We start from the raw sequence: 17093 nt of genomic DNA, 5'->3' as shown, positions 1-17093 counted from the left end.
TGGTGTGGAGAGATGTATAGACATTTTTTTAAGAGATTACTAGATTTAATTATAACTTTAATTGCATTCCCTTTTTGGTTGCTAATGTTCATTATATTTGCACCAATGATTTATTTAGAAGACAAGGGTTCAATTTTTTATACCGCACATAGGCTTGGTAGAAATGGTGAAAATTATAAAATGTATAAATTTCGATCAATGAAAATGAATGCTCCTGATATTAGAAATGAAGATGGCTCCACTTATAATTCAGAAGATGATCCTAGACTAACAATGATTGGGAAATTCCTTCGAAAGACAAGTTTAGATGAAACACCCCAGATTTTGAATGTGATAAAAGGTGACATGAGTTTAATTGGTCCTAGGCCGGATTTGCCAGGTGCAATATTTGACTATAATGATGAGGCAAAGAAAAAACTTGAAGTAAGGCCTGGTATCACAGGATACAGTCAAGCCTTTTTTCGTAATTCAATTTCCCAAGATGAAAAATTTTTAAATGACGCTTACTATGTTAGTAAGTTAAGCTTTACATTCGATCTTCAAATATTAGTAAAAACAATAATATCTGTTATAAAGAGAAAAAATATATATATTGAAAACGTGCCATCAACAACACAAAAAAATAATAATAATTAAATCAATAAATAAGTAGGTAATATTAATGAAGAAAATACTAATTATTGGAGCTTCAATATTACAGCTCCCTGCGATAATTCGAGCTAAAGAATTAGGGTTTTACGTAGCTACATGTGATTACAATCCAAACGCTGTTGGTACAAAATATGCAGATGAGTTTTTTAATGTAAGTACTATAGACATTAATGGTGTTGTCAGTGTAGCAAAAAAGTTTAATCCAGATGGAATTATGACCTTAGCAACAGATATGCCGATACGCTCAGTAGCTGCAGCCTCTAGAGCATTAGGCTTACCCGGTATTTCAATCGAAACTGCAATAAAAGCTACTGACAAAGGTGAAATGATAAAAGCTTTTAAAGAGCAAGGTGTAGAAACGCCATGGTTCTTTATTATTAATAATAAAGATGAATTGGATATTGTAATAGAAAAACTAAACTTCCCTTGTATTATAAAGCCTACTGATAATTCAGGTAGCAGGGGAGTCATTCTAGTGAATAGAAAAAAAGACATATTAGATGCCTATTTATATAGTAAAAGTGAATCTAGGAATGGTAGTGTAATTATTGAGGAATTCATGAGTGGATCTGAGGTTAGTGTTGAGATAATGGTAGTGGAAAATCATCCACATGTGCTTGCAATTACTGATAAAAAAACTACTGGTGCACCCTATTTTGTTGAGATGGGACATGCACAGCAATCACAGTTACCTAAAGGAAATATAGAAAAAATTAAAGATATTTCAATTCGGGCAGTTAAAGCAGTAGGTATAAAAGAGGGGCCAGCTCATGTTGAGATAATGCTTACATCTGAGGGGCCAAAGATGGTTGAACTGGGTGCACGTTTAGGCGGTGATAATATTACAACACATCTAGTACCTCTATCCACGGGGATTGATATGATAGAAGCTACCATTAAAATTTTGACAGGAGAGAAGCCAGTAGTTATTCCTGAATTTCAAAAAGGTAGCGCAATCCGTTACTTTTCTGTGCCTAGTGGAAGGGTTGTGTCTATTGATGGTCTAGATGAGGCACAAGCAATTGAAGGGGTTAAACAAGTTACTCTTCTGAGAAGCGTAGGAGATAACGTTAACCAGTTAAGGAGTAGCAATGATAGAATAGGCTTTGTTATTGCCCAAAGTGATAATACTCATAAAGCTATTAATATTTGTAAAGAAGCAATCGATAAAATAAAAATTCAAATAGATAATGCTTAGGCAGGTGACAGCATAATGGATTATAAAGGAAAAAGGCTATTAATTCTAGGTGGAATTACACATATGATAGATGTGGTGCAAGCCGCAAAAAAGATGGGGTTGTATACTATAGTTACTGATTTTTCTCCCAATTCACCGGCTAAATTTTATGCTGATAAATCATATGATGTAAGTACTACTGATATTGAAATGCTTGTTAAAATAGCTAAAGAGGAAAAAATAGATGGTGTTTTTAGTGCTTTTGAAGATTTGAATTTATGGAGTGCACAGATACTGTGTGAAAAACTAAATCTACCTTATTATGCAACAAAAGAACAATTAAAAAATACTACAGATAAAAAGCGATTTAAGGATATCTGTAGAAAATATGACGTACCTGTAATAGAAGAGTACTCATTTAATGATATTTATGACGAGAGTATTTATGATAATATTGAATTTCCAGTTATTATTAAACCTGTTGATAGTTACGGTAGTAGAGGAATTACAATATGCCACAGTAAAAATGATTTGATAGAAGGTTATGAGAAAGCAATTAGTTTTTCAAAGGAAAAAAGGGTAATAATTGAAAGGTTCATCGATAATGATTATGGAGTAGAAATGTATTATACGATTCAGGAGGGCAACATAACTCTATCAGCTATGGCTGATAGATACGTATGTAAGCAATCAGAAGAACTGCCACCATTACCAATTGCAACGGTATTACCATCAAAACATATAAAGCATTATTGCAATGAATTGGATAATAAAATCAGGGATATGATTAGAGGGTTAGGTATAAAAAATGGGGTAATACTAATTCAATCTCTCGTTGAGGAAGACTCATATTTTGTCTATGAGATGGCTTTTCGATTAAGTGGGGAAAAACATTATCAAATAGTTGAAAAACAAACGGGTGTAAGTTTATTAGAAATGATGATCTCCTTGGCTATTGGTGGTGATACAGATAGGTATGACCTGACTAAATATGACTATGCATACACTCCCTACCCATCATGTAATTTATCCTTTTTATTAAAAGAAGGAATTATAGACAATATTATTGGACTGGAAGTAATTGAGAATATGCCTGAAGTTTTGTCGTATGTATTAACACATGAAGTAGGGGATAAAATTGAAGCTTCCGGTTCGTACTCTCAAATGTTTCTTCGGATAAATATCTTTGCAAACACCGTTGTAGAATTATTTGAAATCATTGATACGATTAATAAAGTAATACAAGTAATTTCAAATGATGGTGAAGATATGATACTAACAAGGTTTGATGGATCTTGTTCCGAATTGGAAAGGCTGAGATAAGTATGGTAAAGGATAATATTTGGGGGCTTTTCCAAAAAGTATTTTATGTTTATAGAGAAAGACTTTATACCATAAACTTTGGCGAAGAGAATTCTGTTTCTCCAAAAATAGATATATCATTCAAACGTATAACCAACGAAAATTATAAGCTTGTTGAAAACCTTCGAGATGGGCAATACGTTAAAGAGTTTAAAAGGATGTTGGATATTGGTGATTTTGGAGTGTTTGCGTGTGTGAATGATATACCTGTTGGTTATGGTTGGGCGAAATTAGAAAATTCTAGAGATTATTTTTATATTATTCAGAATTGCTATCTTTGTCGTTTTTTTGTTTCTTCAGAATATAGAGGGCTAAGTATATACCCTTGTTTAATAAAAAATATCATGTGTTCTATTAATAAGAAGTATAGAGTAAAAAAATTTTATATTGCAGTAGAACATAAAAATACCTCGTCAATATATGGAATAAATAAGATTGGTTTTAAATTTTTACAAGAAAATTTTTTCATAAGAAGTTGTAAAATCACCTTTAACAAGTTTCAACTTAGAAAATAGATTAAAATAGTAATAATTATGTAAAGTAGAGCGGGGAAAAAATAGGAATGAAAGCATTAATAATATCTAATATAGCTAAAACTTTTACTTCTTTTACTTATAATATGTCAGATCCTTTACAGGAATTAGGTTTTGATGACATACATATAGCATGTAACTTTAACACTTTTAAAGGGAATCTTAAAGACTCTCCTTTCTCAATTCATCACATTGATTTTAATCGTAACCCATTTCACCCTGGAAATATAAAAGCCTTTATGCAATTATATAGGGTGATGAAAAAGGAAAAATTTGACTTAGTGCATTGTAATACTCCAATCGGTGGTATACTAGGTAGGCTTTGCGCAGATTTAGCAAAAGTCCCCACTATAGTATATACTGCACATGGATTTCACTTTTATAAAGGTGCTCCATTCGTTAATCGTACATTATATAAGTCGGTTGAAAAATATCTGGCGAAAAAAACAGATGCAATTATCACTATGAATAATGAAGATTTTGATTCAGCCCAATATTTTAAATTAAGATATAGAAGGCAAAATTACTTTTTTGTAAACGGCGTTGGAATAGATATCAATAAATTCATAAATTTGGAAGTTAATAGAGAAGATAAAAGGAAAGAATTAGGGTTAAACTCCGATGATATAATGCTAATTGCTATGGGTGATTTAATTAAAAGGAAAAATTATCAAGCATCAATAAGAGCTATAGCGAAAGCAGGTAACCCTAATCTTCATTTTTTTATATGTGGGGATGGGCCATTAAAGGATGAATTAATAAACTTAGCTCAAGAATTAAATGTTAAAAATCAAGTTCATGTTTTGGGTTTTAGAAGTGATATAGGAGAACTACTTAAATGTAGTGATATATTTTTATTTACCTCGTATCAAGAGGGGTTGCCTAGGTCCTTAATGGAAGCAATGTCTATAGGGTTACCTTGTGTTTGTTCTAATATTCGTGGAAATATAGAACTTATTGATGATGGTATTGGAGGGTATTTACTACAACCTGATAATATTGATGGGTTTTCAGAAGCAATAAATGAACTATCTTCAAACAAAGATTTACGTACTACAATGGGAAAGTCAAATTTAGACAAGGTTAATTTTTATAGTATAGATTACGTGAAAAAGCAGATGAGAGTGATATATAAAGAAATTATTGGTTAATAGAACTTTAAAGGGTACACCAATATAAAATTCAAAATTGTATTTACTCTATATGGAAGCAGAAAAGAGTGGAGAAATATGAAAATAGTATTTATAAGATCAAATCCTGTTTCACCATATCCTAGATTAGAGAAAACAGTTAATAGTCTAAAGAAGTATGGATACGAAATACACATATTAGCATGGGATAGAAGTCAGAAATATAATCAAAAAAACTCAACGTTAAATCTGTCTGACTGTAATGTGCCAATAACAAGATTTGGAATTCCAGGAAAGTTTGGTGGTGGGTTTAAGGCTAATTTCTTCTCGCTACTAAAATTTCAATTTAAAGTTTTTAAATGGCTATATAAAAATCGAAAGTCGTATAATGCAATTCATGCATATGACTTTGATACAGGGTATGTAGCTTTAAAATCAGCACGACTATTTAATAAAAAATTAGTCTATGATATACCAGACTACTATGTTGATTCTCATGGCATTAAAGGATCCATAATAGGCAGATACGTACAAAAAGCAGAAAACAATATCATAAACAGGGCCGATGCAGTTATTATATGTACAGAAAAAAGGAAACAACAAATAATAGGAACAAAGCCAAATAAGTTAACCATTATTCATAATTCTCCTGTGAATCTAGTGGCTAAAAGTACTGATAATTTACAATTATTTGATAATAACTCCACGAAACTAAAAATAGTTTATGTTGGAATATTAGCTGGTGATAGATTCATCAAAGAAATTGCTGATTTAGTAATAAATAGAGGTGACTGTGAGTTTCACATTGGAGGCTATGGAAATTTGGAAGATTATTTTATAAAGCTTTCTAATTTACATGAGAATATTTACTTCTATGGGAAACTTCCTTACAATGATACCCTTAATTTAGAAAAGCATTGTGATGTTATTACTGCAATCTATGATCCCAAGATACCTAATAATTATTTCGCAGCACCTAATAAATTCTATGAGTCATTAATGTTGGGTAAACCATTAATAATGGTAAATAATACAGGTATGGATGATATTTTAGCCAGTAATGAAATTGGAGAAGTAATAGAGTACTCAGTAGAAAGTCTTAATGGTGCTATTAATAGATTAATGGAGAAACGTGATAAGTGGGTTGAAATGTCTAAACGATCTAAGAAACTTTATGATGAGAAGTATTCGTGGGAAATTATGGAAAAGAGATTGATTGATTTATATGCACAGTTATAGGATTTAGACCTAGGAGTAAAAACTAATCATAGTAATATTATAAGTTGGTGAACATATGGCAAAGATCTTAATCATTACAACAAGACCACTTGAAGCAAGTATTTCATCTTCAATTAGAAAAATTGCAACAGTGAAGTCCTTAGTAGACGCTGGAGCTGACGTAACAGTATTGACAACACAAATTCCAAAGGATTCTTCTCAATATAATAATTTAGCTGATGTGGGAGAAATAAAAACTATCAGAGTAAATACGGGTGTACTATATAATGCGGGTGTGACCAAAAAAAGGAATGTAAACAGTAGAACAAGTATTCAAAAAAAAATAAAGCTTAACCTTAGAAATCTATATTTAAAATTTAAAATATTTGATCCTTTAAAAGCTAGCATTAGGTATGTTGATGCTATAACTAATGAGTTGGAAAGTAAATATGATATTATTCTTTCTATCTCTGATCCAAAATCTTCACACTTACTTGCAATTCATTTAATAGAAAATCAAATTATCTCTTGTATAGATTACTTGCAAATTTGGGGAGATCCAATGTATTTAGATATAACAAATAAATCAATTATTCCTAAATTTATAATTAAGAGTGAAGAAAAGAAAATATTAGCTAAAGCTGATAAGGTTTATTATGTTTCACCTCTAACTATGGAAGAAGAAAAAAAATTATTTCCTGAATTAAAACATAAAATGGATGTGTTATTTCCCACATATAAACAGGAAACAATCTATGAGCCTATATCAAAGATAAGAAAAGTAGGATATTTTGGAGATTATAAATCTAGTATACGTAATATATATCCTCTGTATAATGCAATAAAGGGTTCTAAATATCAGCTAATAGTTTGTGGGAATTCTAATTTAAACCTCTACTCTACTGATAATATAAAAATCAATGGAAGGGTATCGTTTGAAGAGGTGAAGAATCTCGAAAAAGACGTTGATTTGTTAATCCTTCTTTCTAATAATTTTGGGACTCAAATACCAGGAAAGATATACCAATATTTAGGTACTAATAAACCAATATTATTTATTTTAGATGGAGATAAGAAAAGTTTAGTTAAAATGTTTGAAAAGTATAATAGGGTGATATTTTGTGAAAATAATGAAAAAGATATATTAAAAAAAATAGAAGAATTTAATAATGGAGAAATCAAATTAGATATAAATCCTGTAAAAGAATTTAATAACGAATCAATTGCAAGAAAAATTTTAAATTAAATTATGGTGAGTTGATGGGATATAAAGAGAATGAGCTAAATATTAACAGTATTTTGTTGGCTTTATTTATTTCAATAAATATGTTAACTAAAATTATTACAACGGTTTATAACTTTAATAATAATATAGTAATTATTACCTCATTAATTTTGGGTTCTTCACTTATATATAATAAATTCAAAATTAATAAGTTGTTTATTTTCATTAATTTAATAATATTACTTTTGTTTTTTCTTTCTATGCTTAGAGTTAGTGATCATACTTTTCTAATAGACTATCTTTTGAATTATATTATTTATGGGTTAACTGCAACATATCTTATCTCGTTTAAGGTAGATTTTGCTAAGGTAACATCAGTAATTAATTTGATATTTTTAGCTTTTACTATTGTCTTATTTATAGAATATATTCCAAAAATTAATTCAAATTTATATTTAGATTTTACAATGGATTTGTCATATACATCTATGATAGGAATTAGCTCAGTTCTATTAAGTAGTAAATACTGGAAGGGTAAATTAGTACTAACAATCATAAACCTAACAGCAGTAACTATTAATCTATGGTATTTATTGATTTTAAGTAATAATAGAGGTGCAATTGTTAGTCTCTTTATTTTGTTATTATTAGTAAGTATAAAAAGAGTCAAAAATAATTCACTTAAATTTATAATATTTATTAGTGCAATTACTGTTATATCACTAATATTGATGAATATAAAAGTTGTACTTTTAACAATTAATAATATTGTATCCTCATTTTTGGGTACCCGAATTAACTGGTTAGATAGATTTTTGTTCCAAATTGATCAAGGAGATATATTAACGGGAAGAGCTGGATTGTATAATAACGCTAGTGTACTAATTGAAGGTAATCCAATATTTGGGGTGGGGATTGGGTACTTCGAGTTGTTTAACAATGGACAATATCCCCATAATATTTTTATTCAATTATTCACTGAATTTGGGGTATTAATAGCGTCTGTAGTTTCTTTATTATTAATAGTAGGACTATATATGTGTATTGCTTCTAAAGTAGAAGATAATTATATGGAGTTACTAAGGTTCTTCTTTATTTTATCAATTCCAAGGTTAATGTTATCAACAACATATTGGAAATTACATTTTTTCTGGTTATTTATTTTTTTATGTATCCTCATTTTAAGGAAAAAATTAAGAGTTAAAGAGCGAAGGGTATAACATGCATAAAAGATTAGGGGATTTTATACAGTCAAAATATTTTAAATCAATTTCTCAACTAACGACTGGTTCTTTTATTGCGCAAATTATCACTTTAATAGTTGCACCTATTTCAACAAGGTTATATACAGCTGAGCAACTAGGTGTATACACATTAATCTTAACATTATTAACTATTTTTGGACCAGTAATTTGTGGGAAATATGATTTAGCTATCGTTTCAGCGAAAGATGATAAAGAAGTTATGGAATTAATTTGGAGTAGTACTATATTCTCAGTGCTTTTTTTATTTTTTATATCAATTTTCTATAGGTTTTATTTGACATCTTATCCAGAAATCATTGATGAGGTGGGTAATTTTGCGTATATAGTAATCTTTATGCTATTTATAAGGGCATTTACAAATATATTAACTTCTTATAACAACCGATATAAAGAGTATAAAACAATATCATCTGTATATGTTGTAAGAAGTTTAGTGCAGAATATAGGACTGGTACTCTTTGGCTTCTTAAAGTTCGGAGCTATTGGTTTGCTATTTTCACAGTTAATAGGTTCTTTATTTGGATTAAGAAAACAGAGTAAGCATTTATATAAAAACATACTAGGTTTAAAGTTTGTGAGGATTCAGGGGATTAAAAACGTAGTCAAAAAATACAGAAAGCAACCAATATATTCAATGCCGGCTCATTTTTTAAGTTCAACATCGTATTCTATATTAAATTTATTTATTAGCAGTTTATTTGGCTTGAGTACTTTTGGTTATTATTCCATGTCTTATAGAATACTTGGTTTGCCTTTAAGTTTAGTTAGTATGAATGTTTCTAAAGTATTTTTTCAAAAAGCTACTGAAGAGAAATCTAAATACGGGAATTATTATAAAGCATTTAAGCAAATTACGTTATTGTTATTAAGTGTCTCGATACCAATGGTTATAATTTTAATTTCGTTTGGCCCATATGTATTTGAATTGTTTTTTGGAGAAGGGTGGTACATTGCTGGAGTTTATGTGCAAATATTAGCTCCTATGTATGGAATAAGGCTTATAGTTTCAGCATTAACTCCTGCCTTGATAGTTTCGGGGAAACAAAGGTTGGAACTCATTATACAAAGTTGTTTTCTAAGTTGTTCGGTACTTGCATATTTAATCTGTAAATTATTCACATTAGATATGAGTGCTTTCTTGTCTATAATTTCTATATCATATTCATTAATATATATTGTGTATTTAATAATTATTTATAAGCTAAGTTTAGCAAAAAATTAAGTAGACTAAATTATAAATTTTACAAAAATTAGATGATCACATGAGTTAAAAATTATTTAAATAATATAAATATTAGTAATTTTCTGGAGGGGTCTAAAATGGAAAAAATATGTGTTGTTGGATTAGGATATATTGGATTACCTACGGCTGCTATGTTCGCAAAAGTAGGTTATGAAGTATTAGGGGTTGATGTAAATGAAAGTGCAGTGAAGCTTTTAAACCAAGGAGAAATACATATCGAAGAAGTAGGACTTAGAGAGTTAGTTGAAAAAGTTGTTCGAGAAGATAGACTAAGAGCTGCTACTTCCCCGGAACATGCAGATGTCTTCATTATCGCAGTTCCGACACCTAATTATCCCGACCATACAGCGAATTTAGAATACGTAAAATCAGCAACTAAGAGTATCCTACCTTTTCTGAAAAAGGGTGATGTAGTCATTGTAGAGTCTACTATTCCTCCTCGTACAATTGATGATTTTGTTGCACCGATTATTCAAACTGAAGGTTGGAATGTAGGTGAAGATATCTTTTTAGCACATTGTCCAGAACGAGTATTACCAGGGAGAATTTTAATTGAGTTAGTTGAAAATACACGTATTGTTGGTGGAATTAATAATATTTCTGGACAAAAAGCTGCACAGGTATATAGCTCATTTGTAACAGGAGAAATTATTATTACAAGTGCAGTTACTGCAGAAATGTCAAAACTAATGGAGAATACTTATCGTGATGTAAACATAGCTCTTGCTAATGAATTAGCAAAAATATCAGATAAACTTGGAATAAACGCATTGGAAGTAATAGAATTAGCAAATAGACATCCACGAGTAAATTTACATCAACCAGGACCAGGTGTAGGCGGTCACTGCTTGGCTGTCGATCCTTATTTTATAATAGAAAAGGCTCCAAATGAGTCGCCACTTATTATTAATGCTAGAAGGATAAATAACTCTATGCCGGAGTTTGTAATTGGACATGTAGATAAAATTGTTGACAGCGGTGGGAAGGTAGCTGTTTTTGGACTAACTTATAAAGGAAATATTGATGATGTTCGTGAAAGTCCAGCAATGGATGTAGTAAGCTTGTTACAAGAAGGAAATTATAAGCTATCTATTTATGATCCTCATGTTAAACAAGCTCAAGTTAGCTTTAAATTATCAACTTTTGATGAGGCAATTGATCAAGCAGATTGCATTTTAATTCTTACTGATCATAATGAATTTAAAGGCTTAGACGAAGTGAAAATTCATTCAAAAATGAGAAATCCGGTTGTATTTGACACGAAAAATTGTGCCAACATTAATAGTGAAGCGATTAAATACTATAATTATGGTAATTTATACGAGATGAGTAGAAACGTAGAAACTTTAGTATAATAATTATAAAGTAAAGGTCACTTTTATGTTCCTGAGGAGCATAAAAGTGACCTTTTAATTTTATTTTTACGATTATAAAACTTTAAATATATAAATTTGGATTAAAATAAGGTCATCTTTATATAAAGATTTAAAATATAAGGTAGGGTTGATAGAAATGAAGAAAAAAATAATGGTGGTATTCGGGACTCGTCCAGAGGCTATTAAAATGTGCCCCTTAGTCAAAGAGTTAAAAACACGAGATAGATTAGATACTGTTGTTTGTGTTACAGGTCAGCATAGAGAGATGTTAGATCAAGTCCTAGATGCTTTTAATGTGGTTCCGAATTTTGATCTATCCATCATGAAAGAAAAACAGACTCTATTCGATGTTACTATAAACATTTTAGAAAAAATGAAAGCTGTATTAGATGAGGTAAAACCAGACATAGTTTTAGTTCATGGTGATACTTCTACAACTTTTGTAACGTCTTTAGCATGTTTTTATTTGCAAATTCCAGTTGGTCATGTGGAAGCAGGACTTAGAACATATAATATTTATTCTCCATATCCAGAGGAATTCAATCGGCAAGCTGTAGGAATTGTTGCCAAGTATAACTTTGCTCCAACAGATATGTCCAAAGAAAATCTACTTAAAGAGGGTAAAGATCCTGTAACTATACATGTAACTGGTAATACGGCCATAGATGCACTTAAAACAACTGTTAGAGATGATTATCATCATGATCAGTTAGACTGGGCGTCAGATAGCAGACTTATTATGATAACGGCTCATCGAAGAGAAAATCTTGGTGAACCAATGAAAAATATGTTTAAAGCTATTAAAACGATTATTGATGAACATCCGGATATTAAGGCAATTTATCCTATTCATATGAATCCGGCAGTTAGGGAAGCTGCTAATGAAATACTAGGAAATAACGATAGGGTAAGAATTATTGAGCCATTAGAAGTATTGGATTTTCATAATTTCCTATCAAGATCATATTTAATATTAACTGATAGTGGGGGCATTCAAGAGGAGGCTCCGAGTTTAGGTAAGCCAGTGTTAGTTATGCGTGATACAACTGAGCGTCCAGAAGGTATTGCTGCTGGAACATTAAAGCTGGTTGGGACAGATGAAGAGAATATATATAAGACCTGTAAATTATTACTTGAAGATAAGACAGAGTATGAAAAAATGAGTCAAGCAAGCAATCCATATGGAGATGGATTTGCAAGTAAGAGAATAGCTGATGTTTTGGAAGTTTAGGGGGGCACAAAAAAGGAAATGTCTATTTTAATAATCGGTGGAGCAGGTTATATTGGTTCCCATACAGTAAGGTACTTCATAGAACAAAATGAAGATGTGATCGTTGTTGATAATCTACAGAGTGGATACAGGCAATCTGTTAGAATAGAAAATTTCTATCATATTGACCTTAGAGATAAAGAGGCTTTGGACAAGGTGTTTAAAACTCATAATATAGAGGCAGTTATTCACTTTGCTGCAAACTCTCTAGTTGGAGAGAGTATGGAAAAACCATATGAATACTACCATAACAATGTATATGGCATGATGTGTCTATTAGATGTTATGAAGGATAATAATGTTAGAAAAATAGTATTCTCATCAACAGCAGCTACCTATGGAGAACCTAAGAACATTCCTATTCTTGAAGATAATGAAACCAATCCAACGAATACTTATGGTGAGACTAAGCTTGCTATGGAAAAAATGATGAAGTGGTTTGATCAAGGCTATGGTATTAAATACGTCTCTTTAAGATATTTTAATGCTGCAGGAGCCCATGAAAGTGGCAATATTGGTGAAGACCATCATCCCGAAACTCACCTGATTCCTCTGATCTTACAAGTACCACTTGGACAAAGAGACAAAATTTATATGTTTGGTGATGATTATCCAACAGAAGATGGTACTTGCATTAGAGATTATATTCACGTAATGGATTTAGCAGCAGCTCACTATCAAGCTTTAGAGTATTTAAGAAAAGATAATCCCAGTGAAGTATTTAATCTAGGTAACGGAAATGGATACTCAGTTAAAGAAGTGATTGATATGGCTAGACAAGTTACTAAACACTCAATACCAGCGGAAGTAAAAGGGAGAAGAGCAGGAGATCCAGCTGTCTTAATTGCTTCATTAGAGAAAGCAAAAGATATTCTAGGCTGGAAACCTCAATTTAATTCTTTAGAGAAAATTATTTCTGATGCATGGAATTGGCACAGGAATAACCCGGATGGTTATGCAAAGAAATAGTTCACTTCTTGTTTTATCGATGCTTCAAGAACCAAGCAGTCTATATTTTTGATGGTCTCATAGTATTACACAATCCCTATGATTAGAAAAATTTTTCTCAATACTTTATGCATATATTAAAGAATTAGAATTTAAATGGAGAGGTGGCCTATTACAGCTAATGAATAAGGCCGCCTCGGAAATCCATGACATTCATTCTTTCCTTCGTTCTAAATGAATGGTTTGAAATGCCTATAACAAAAAGTACTAATACTACCTTTGACGTTTATCCAAGATAAAGTGTTATTTTAACTTATATGTAAATCTTCAATTAAATTTTCTGCTGCATGCATTTCTTGCAAAAGTATGTTTTGATAATCACTGTAACTGTCCATGTATGCACGTACTCCACCTAAAATATTTATCTCCTTTAAATCTTTGTGACTTTCTAATATTCTTAATGCATCTTTATATCTAGTGTATATAAGGTTTAATACACCACTATGTATATCCTTTTTGTAGTCTGTTTCGAGTCTGTGGATTACAATTTTAATTTGGTCAGTTAACTTTTGCTTCGTATTCATTTGCTTCTCTCATCATCTTCAGATACCTTATAAGTTTTGTTTTCTTGCTCATTAATAAATTCAAAATCAGCCATATGCTATTTTTACCTCCTTGGAAATGGTTTACCTGATGGAGCTCCCTTTCCATGTATCCCTGCTTGGTGTTCGTTAGGATATTTTTCTGGATGAATATTCCACCACTCATGAGGGGTACCAAAGTTGTTCTCTATGATAGATGGGCTTCATACGGTTGAAGGATTCTCCGAGCAATTTCTCCATTCTTATCAAGCACTTCTTCTGTGTATCTTGGCCATTTTTGTTTGGTTTTTCTTCCCACTCTGCAATCAATTTATCTTTCAAGCTCGAAGTAAATATGCTTCTATGCTTAGCTGTCTCTTTTGGTGTCAATTTTTCATAGTTTTTGGTTCTCAAGGCTTCTTTTATAAGATGAATCTGCTCTTTATTAACCTTTTGTCCAGTTTTAGCCTCTATATCCCCAGAACAATACTCCATGATGATACTACCTTCATGAGCTCTGAATTTCAAACTGGTCTCATTCATGTTGTTCTTACTTCACCAAAAATAAAAGCACCTGTTGCCTAAAAGGCAACCAAGTGCTTTATTGTTTACTTTTCTTCAAATTCCTTCATTCTCTCTATTAAATCTAAATCTAGCTGTTCTTTGTTTTGACTTATATATTTATATTCAAAATACTTAATTCTATCTGTTGGACCAAATTCACTTTCATGGCAATTTATATAATCAAAATGTACGTTTAATTTACCTGTATCATTTAATATTAATGTCACTGAAAACCAAGGATCTTGGTCATTATCAGTAAAAACTTTTTGGAGTTCAACAGTTAGTTGAAATAATTTATGTAGTTCTTTATTATAAGCCCTCTTATCTACACTATATAATTTTGGAATATAATGTGAAAAAACGTGTTGTTTCTCACCTTTAGGCGTAAAAAAGAAGAAAACTCCTCCTTCTTCCTCCTTAACTTCACCATTAAACCAGAAATTATCCCATTCAGTTGGAATCATATCATTAACCTGTTGTGCAATTTCTTTATATAACTCGTTTAATTCTGTTTCAAAACTCATCAATATCAGCCTCCTAATTTATTTGCAATCTCGCGAATCACTGGAAATTGGCCTTCAATTTCATATGCGACCATAAAGGAATCCGGTCGCATTGAATTATTAGAATAGATCGGTTCAATACTAGCAGAGACTTTCTTGGGCGGTACCTCTTTCAATGCATTGGCCCACTCAGTCTCCATTTCGTACCAAACTCCACCCCTCCTATTAATTTAACTATTGTGTGGTACAAGATTATCAATATCAGGAGGACCATTAAATTGTGCCCCTATTAAATGTCCGCCATCTTCTTCGTCAATTCAGCGGCTGTGTTCCTCAGAGCGTTAAATCCTTGGGTCACCTTACTAAAGATACCATCGGCTACTGATTTGACTTTCTTTGGGTTGAGGACATTCTTGAATTTGTTGAAGAGTTTTTCTCCCCATTTCACGACTTTGATGCACCTTTGACGAGTGGTCCACCGAAGATTGCGGCGACGAGGGCGGCTCTTTCTAGGTTGCCGATTTCTCTACCGGTGATGAAGTCGGTTCCTGTGGTGGCTTCGATTGCTGCTTTGAGATTGGATACGCCTGGGACAAAGTCTAAACCAGTTGAAAGCCAGCCTAAGTTTGATTGGTTAGATTCAACATCTTTGACGGGTTGACCACCAAAGGCAAAGTTCATCGATAAAGTGGGGCATAGGCTGGCATCATGACGAGTGCCATTGGGCCGTATGCTTGTGATAATGACATGCCACCAATGACTGGGTTGTTTAATAGGCTAGCGAGCTGGTTAGGCTGATAGGTTGATAAACTTAGTTTACCATTTTGGAATAAGATTTGAATCTCGCTGATTGTGCTTTTGAGCCTTGATAAGTCTTGGGCAGTTGCTTCTAGTTTACTTGTTTGTTGTTGATCGAAGTGATGTAATCTCTCAATGTATTGTGTGATTTTGTTGTTGGTGTATAAACCCAAATAATTAGTGGTTCATTCGGCACTAGGTAGCCCCTTCCACGTAAGAAAACCTTGAAAGACATTTAGCCCATCAAGGTTTTCTTTAAATTATTTTATTTTTATTTTGTTTTCGCTCCTTTTTTCATTTCCTCTACTAAATTAATTAGCCACTGTAGAGGGGTTAATTTAATAGCTGGAAAATAAACTTCGGCATTATTTTGAATAATATGTTCTTTCTCCTGAAATGTTAAACTACTATTCAAAAACTTCTCACAATCCTTTATTGTAGAAAGCAGACCTTCTTTGCTGACTTCGTTTATAAACTCATCTAATGCTTGTTCTGGAGAACTGATATCTTGATGAAATGTTCCTCCTAAAAAATCCTCCAACTCCTCTAAATAATCGTAATTTTCATCCATAAACTAACCCTTCTTTCTATTTAACTGGATATCCTGTTAAAATAAAACTACCATTATTATCTTTTTTAAGTATTATTTTTGCGTTTGTTACATTCTCGGATACATCTGAATTTCTAGTAACACTTCTACCAATTATTTCTCCATCACCTTTGAATTTTAAAGGTAATGTAGGTTTACTATTTGGGTCAGATAGCCACTTTTGTATTTTCTTGATATTCTTAGAGTCTCTTAAAACTGTATCAGCAACTTTTTCCGCTGTCATTCTATCGTTAAAAGTTGAAGATCCTGTAATTTTAGGATTATTTTTCAATCTCTCCAATAATTGTTCATCCGTTTTTCCGATATGCCTATCTATTAAATGCCCACCTTTTAATTCATGAGCAGCTAATCCACCACCTGGGGCTAGATAACTTTTATCTCCTTGCTTAACATTAACTATGTCCTTACCAACCCCATCCCTAACCGAACTACTCATCCTCACCATCGTGCCAGACGCCATTTCGCCGATTGTTCTTGATTCAAAGCCTAAATTTGGCGCACCACCCACCACCGCATACTGATTCTGCACCGGCAACGGTATCCGTATGTCCGCCATCTTCTGCGTCAATTCAGCGGCTGTGTTTCTTAAGGCGTTAAATCCTTGGGTCACCTTGCTGAAGATGCCATCGACTACTGATT

19 protein-coding genes and 1 pseudogene are annotated in these 17093 nt (G+C 31.9%); 12 read left to right on the top strand and 8 right to left on the bottom strand.

Features of this window, described 5'->3' with window-relative positions; translation table 11 throughout:
• Positions 1-12 precede the first annotated feature (12 nt).
• The 12 genes from H9655_RS16480 to galE all read left to right on the top strand — a co-directional run bounded on the left by H9655_RS16480 (position 13) and on the right by galE (position 13419).
• Positions 13-636 carry a sugar transferase gene (locus H9655_RS16480; RefSeq protein ID WP_191816050.1) on the top strand — a complete coding sequence of 208 codons (624 nt, stop codon included), beginning with the start codon at positions 13-15 and terminating at the stop codon, positions 634-636.
• 25 nt (positions 637-661) lie between these two features.
• On the top strand, positions 662-1849 hold the full coding sequence (locus H9655_RS16475; RefSeq protein ID WP_191816048.1) for an ATP-grasp domain-containing protein: 1188 nt from the start codon (positions 662-664) through the stop codon (positions 1847-1849).
• A 15-nt stretch (positions 1850-1864) separates the two neighbouring features.
• Entirely contained in the window at positions 1865-3151 is a 1287-nt protein-coding gene (locus H9655_RS16470; RefSeq protein ID WP_191816046.1) for an ATP-binding protein, read from the top strand.
• Between the two features lie 2 nt (positions 3152-3153).
• The gene (locus H9655_RS16465; RefSeq protein WP_191816044.1) at positions 3154-3705 is read left to right on the top strand and encodes a GNAT family protein; all 552 of its coding nucleotides are present in this window, start codon (positions 3154-3156) and stop codon (positions 3703-3705) included.
• 47 nt (positions 3706-3752) lie between these two features.
• A complete protein-coding gene (locus tag H9655_RS16460) occupies positions 3753-4874 on the top strand; it encodes a glycosyltransferase family 4 protein (RefSeq protein ID WP_191816042.1) in 1122 nt (373 codons plus the stop codon).
• Between the two features lie 78 nt (positions 4875-4952).
• Positions 4953-6092 carry a glycosyltransferase family 4 protein gene (locus H9655_RS16455; RefSeq protein ID WP_191816040.1) on the top strand — a complete coding sequence of 380 codons (1140 nt, stop codon included), beginning with the start codon at positions 4953-4955 and terminating at the stop codon, positions 6090-6092.
• A 55-nt stretch (positions 6093-6147) separates the two neighbouring features.
• Positions 6148-7317, top strand: a complete 1170-nt coding sequence (locus tag H9655_RS16450) for a glycosyltransferase family protein (protein ID WP_191816038.1) — start codon at positions 6148-6150, stop codon at positions 7315-7317.
• Between the two features lie 14 nt (positions 7318-7331).
• Positions 7332-8516 carry an O-antigen ligase family protein gene (locus H9655_RS22770; protein WP_263600762.1) on the top strand — a complete coding sequence of 395 codons (1185 nt, stop codon included), beginning with the start codon at positions 7332-7334 and terminating at the stop codon, positions 8514-8516.
• Position 8517: 1 nt separating this feature from the next.
• A complete protein-coding gene (locus tag H9655_RS16435; RefSeq protein WP_191816032.1) occupies positions 8518-9783 on the top strand; it encodes a lipopolysaccharide biosynthesis protein in 1266 nt (421 codons plus the stop codon).
• A 98-nt stretch (positions 9784-9881) separates the two neighbouring features.
• A complete protein-coding gene (locus H9655_RS16430; protein ID WP_191816030.1) occupies positions 9882-11159 on the top strand; it encodes a nucleotide sugar dehydrogenase in 1278 nt (425 codons plus the stop codon).
• 157 nt (positions 11160-11316) lie between these two features.
• Complete coding sequence (wecB, locus tag H9655_RS16425) at positions 11317-12411, top strand: non-hydrolyzing UDP-N-acetylglucosamine 2-epimerase (RefSeq protein WP_191816022.1); 1095 nt, start codon at positions 11317-11319, stop codon at positions 12409-12411.
• Positions 12412-12429: 18 nt separating this feature from the next.
• Positions 12430-13419: a UDP-glucose 4-epimerase GalE gene (gene galE / locus H9655_RS16420; protein WP_191816020.1), complete on the top strand. Its 990-nt coding sequence runs from the start codon at positions 12430-12432 to the stop codon at positions 13417-13419.
• Between the two features lie 287 nt (positions 13420-13706).
• Here the strand turns inward: galE and H9655_RS16415 are convergent, their stop codons facing one another.
• From H9655_RS16415 to H9655_RS16380, 8 genes and pseudogenes are all read right to left on the bottom strand, one after another.
• Positions 13707-13982 (bottom strand): hypothetical protein, encoded by a 276-nt coding sequence (locus H9655_RS16415; protein ID WP_191816018.1) that lies wholly within the window; start codon positions 13980-13982, stop codon positions 13707-13709.
• Positions 13983-14162: 180 nt separating this feature from the next.
• Positions 14163-14474 carry a hypothetical protein gene (locus H9655_RS16410; protein ID WP_225230700.1) on the bottom strand — a complete coding sequence of 104 codons (312 nt, stop codon included), beginning with the start codon at positions 14472-14474 and terminating at the stop codon, positions 14163-14165.
• Between the two features lie 113 nt (positions 14475-14587).
• A complete protein-coding gene (locus tag H9655_RS16405; protein ID WP_191816016.1) occupies positions 14588-15067 on the bottom strand; it encodes an immunity protein YezG family protein in 480 nt (159 codons plus the stop codon).
• Between the two features lie 5 nt (positions 15068-15072).
• A pseudogene (locus H9655_RS16400) lies at positions 15073-15306 on the bottom strand (DNA/RNA non-specific endonuclease).
• A 184-nt stretch (positions 15307-15490) separates the two neighbouring features.
• Positions 15491-15727, bottom strand: a complete 237-nt coding sequence (locus H9655_RS16395) for a pre-toxin TG domain-containing protein (protein ID WP_191816013.1) — start codon at positions 15725-15727, stop codon at positions 15491-15493.
• Positions 15724-16017: a T7SS effector LXG polymorphic toxin gene (locus H9655_RS16390; RefSeq protein ID WP_191815996.1), complete on the bottom strand. Its 294-nt coding sequence runs from the start codon at positions 16015-16017 to the stop codon at positions 15724-15726. Before H9655_RS16390 ends, H9655_RS16395 begins: the two co-directional genes overlap by 4 nt.
• Before the next feature lie 98 nt (positions 16018-16115).
• Complete coding sequence (locus H9655_RS16385; protein WP_191815994.1) at positions 16116-16415, bottom strand: contact-dependent growth inhibition system immunity protein; 300 nt, start codon at positions 16413-16415, stop codon at positions 16116-16118.
• 16 nt (positions 16416-16431) lie between these two features.
• On the bottom strand, positions 16432-17093 hold a 662-nt coding region (locus tag H9655_RS16380), incomplete at its 5' end, for an RNase A-like domain-containing protein (RefSeq protein WP_318245507.1).

Origin of the sequence: Cytobacillus stercorigallinarum, from assembly GCF_014836495.1 — a bacterium.
In the GTDB taxonomy this organism is placed as follows: domain Bacteria; phylum Bacillota; class Bacilli; order Bacillales; family Cytobacillaceae; genus Cytobacillus; species Cytobacillus stercorigallinarum.
The sequence above is the reverse complement of the archived record's forward strand: the minus strand, read 5'-3'. Positions and strand labels throughout refer to the sequence as shown.

Coding starts and splice junctions, on each gene's coding strand:
- H9655_RS16480 (WP_191816050.1), top strand. CDS start 13: ATGTATAGACATTTTTTTAAGAGATTACTAGATTTAATTATAACTTTA.
- H9655_RS16475 (WP_191816048.1), top strand. CDS start 662: ATGAAGAAAATACTAATTATTGGAGCTTCAATATTACAGCTCCCTGCG.
- H9655_RS16470 (WP_191816046.1), top strand. CDS start 1,865: ATGGATTATAAAGGAAAAAGGCTATTAATTCTAGGTGGAATTACACAT.
- H9655_RS16465 (WP_191816044.1), top strand. CDS start 3,154: ATGGTAAAGGATAATATTTGGGGGCTTTTCCAAAAAGTATTTTATGTT.
- H9655_RS16460 (WP_191816042.1), top strand. CDS start 3,753: ATGAAAGCATTAATAATATCTAATATAGCTAAAACTTTTACTTCTTTT.
- H9655_RS16455 (WP_191816040.1), top strand. CDS start 4,953: ATGAAAATAGTATTTATAAGATCAAATCCTGTTTCACCATATCCTAGA.
- H9655_RS16450 (WP_191816038.1), top strand. CDS start 6,148: ATGGCAAAGATCTTAATCATTACAACAAGACCACTTGAAGCAAGTATT.
- H9655_RS22770 (WP_263600762.1), top strand. CDS start 7,332: ATGGGATATAAAGAGAATGAGCTAAATATTAACAGTATTTTGTTGGCT.
- H9655_RS16435 (WP_191816032.1), top strand. CDS start 8,518: ATGCATAAAAGATTAGGGGATTTTATACAGTCAAAATATTTTAAATCA.
- H9655_RS16430 (WP_191816030.1), top strand. CDS start 9,882: ATGGAAAAAATATGTGTTGTTGGATTAGGATATATTGGATTACCTACG.
- wecB (WP_191816022.1), top strand. CDS start 11,317: ATGAAGAAAAAAATAATGGTGGTATTCGGGACTCGTCCAGAGGCTATT.
- galE (WP_191816020.1), top strand. CDS start 12,430: ATGTCTATTTTAATAATCGGTGGAGCAGGTTATATTGGTTCCCATACA.
- H9655_RS16415 (WP_191816018.1), bottom strand. CDS start 13,982: ATGAATACGAAGCAAAAGTTAACTGACCAAATTAAAATTGTAATCCAC.
- H9655_RS16410 (WP_225230700.1), bottom strand. CDS start 14,474: ATGGAGTATTGTTCTGGGGATATAGAGGCTAAAACTGGACAAAAGGTT.
- H9655_RS16405 (WP_191816016.1), bottom strand. CDS start 15,067: ATGAGTTTTGAAACAGAATTAAACGAGTTATATAAAGAAATTGCACAA.
- H9655_RS16395 (WP_191816013.1), bottom strand. CDS start 15,727: ATGAACTTTGCCTTTGGTGGTCAACCCGTCAAAGATGTTGAATCTAAC.
- H9655_RS16385 (WP_191815994.1), bottom strand. CDS start 16,415: ATGGATGAAAATTACGATTATTTAGAGGAGTTGGAGGATTTTTTAGGA.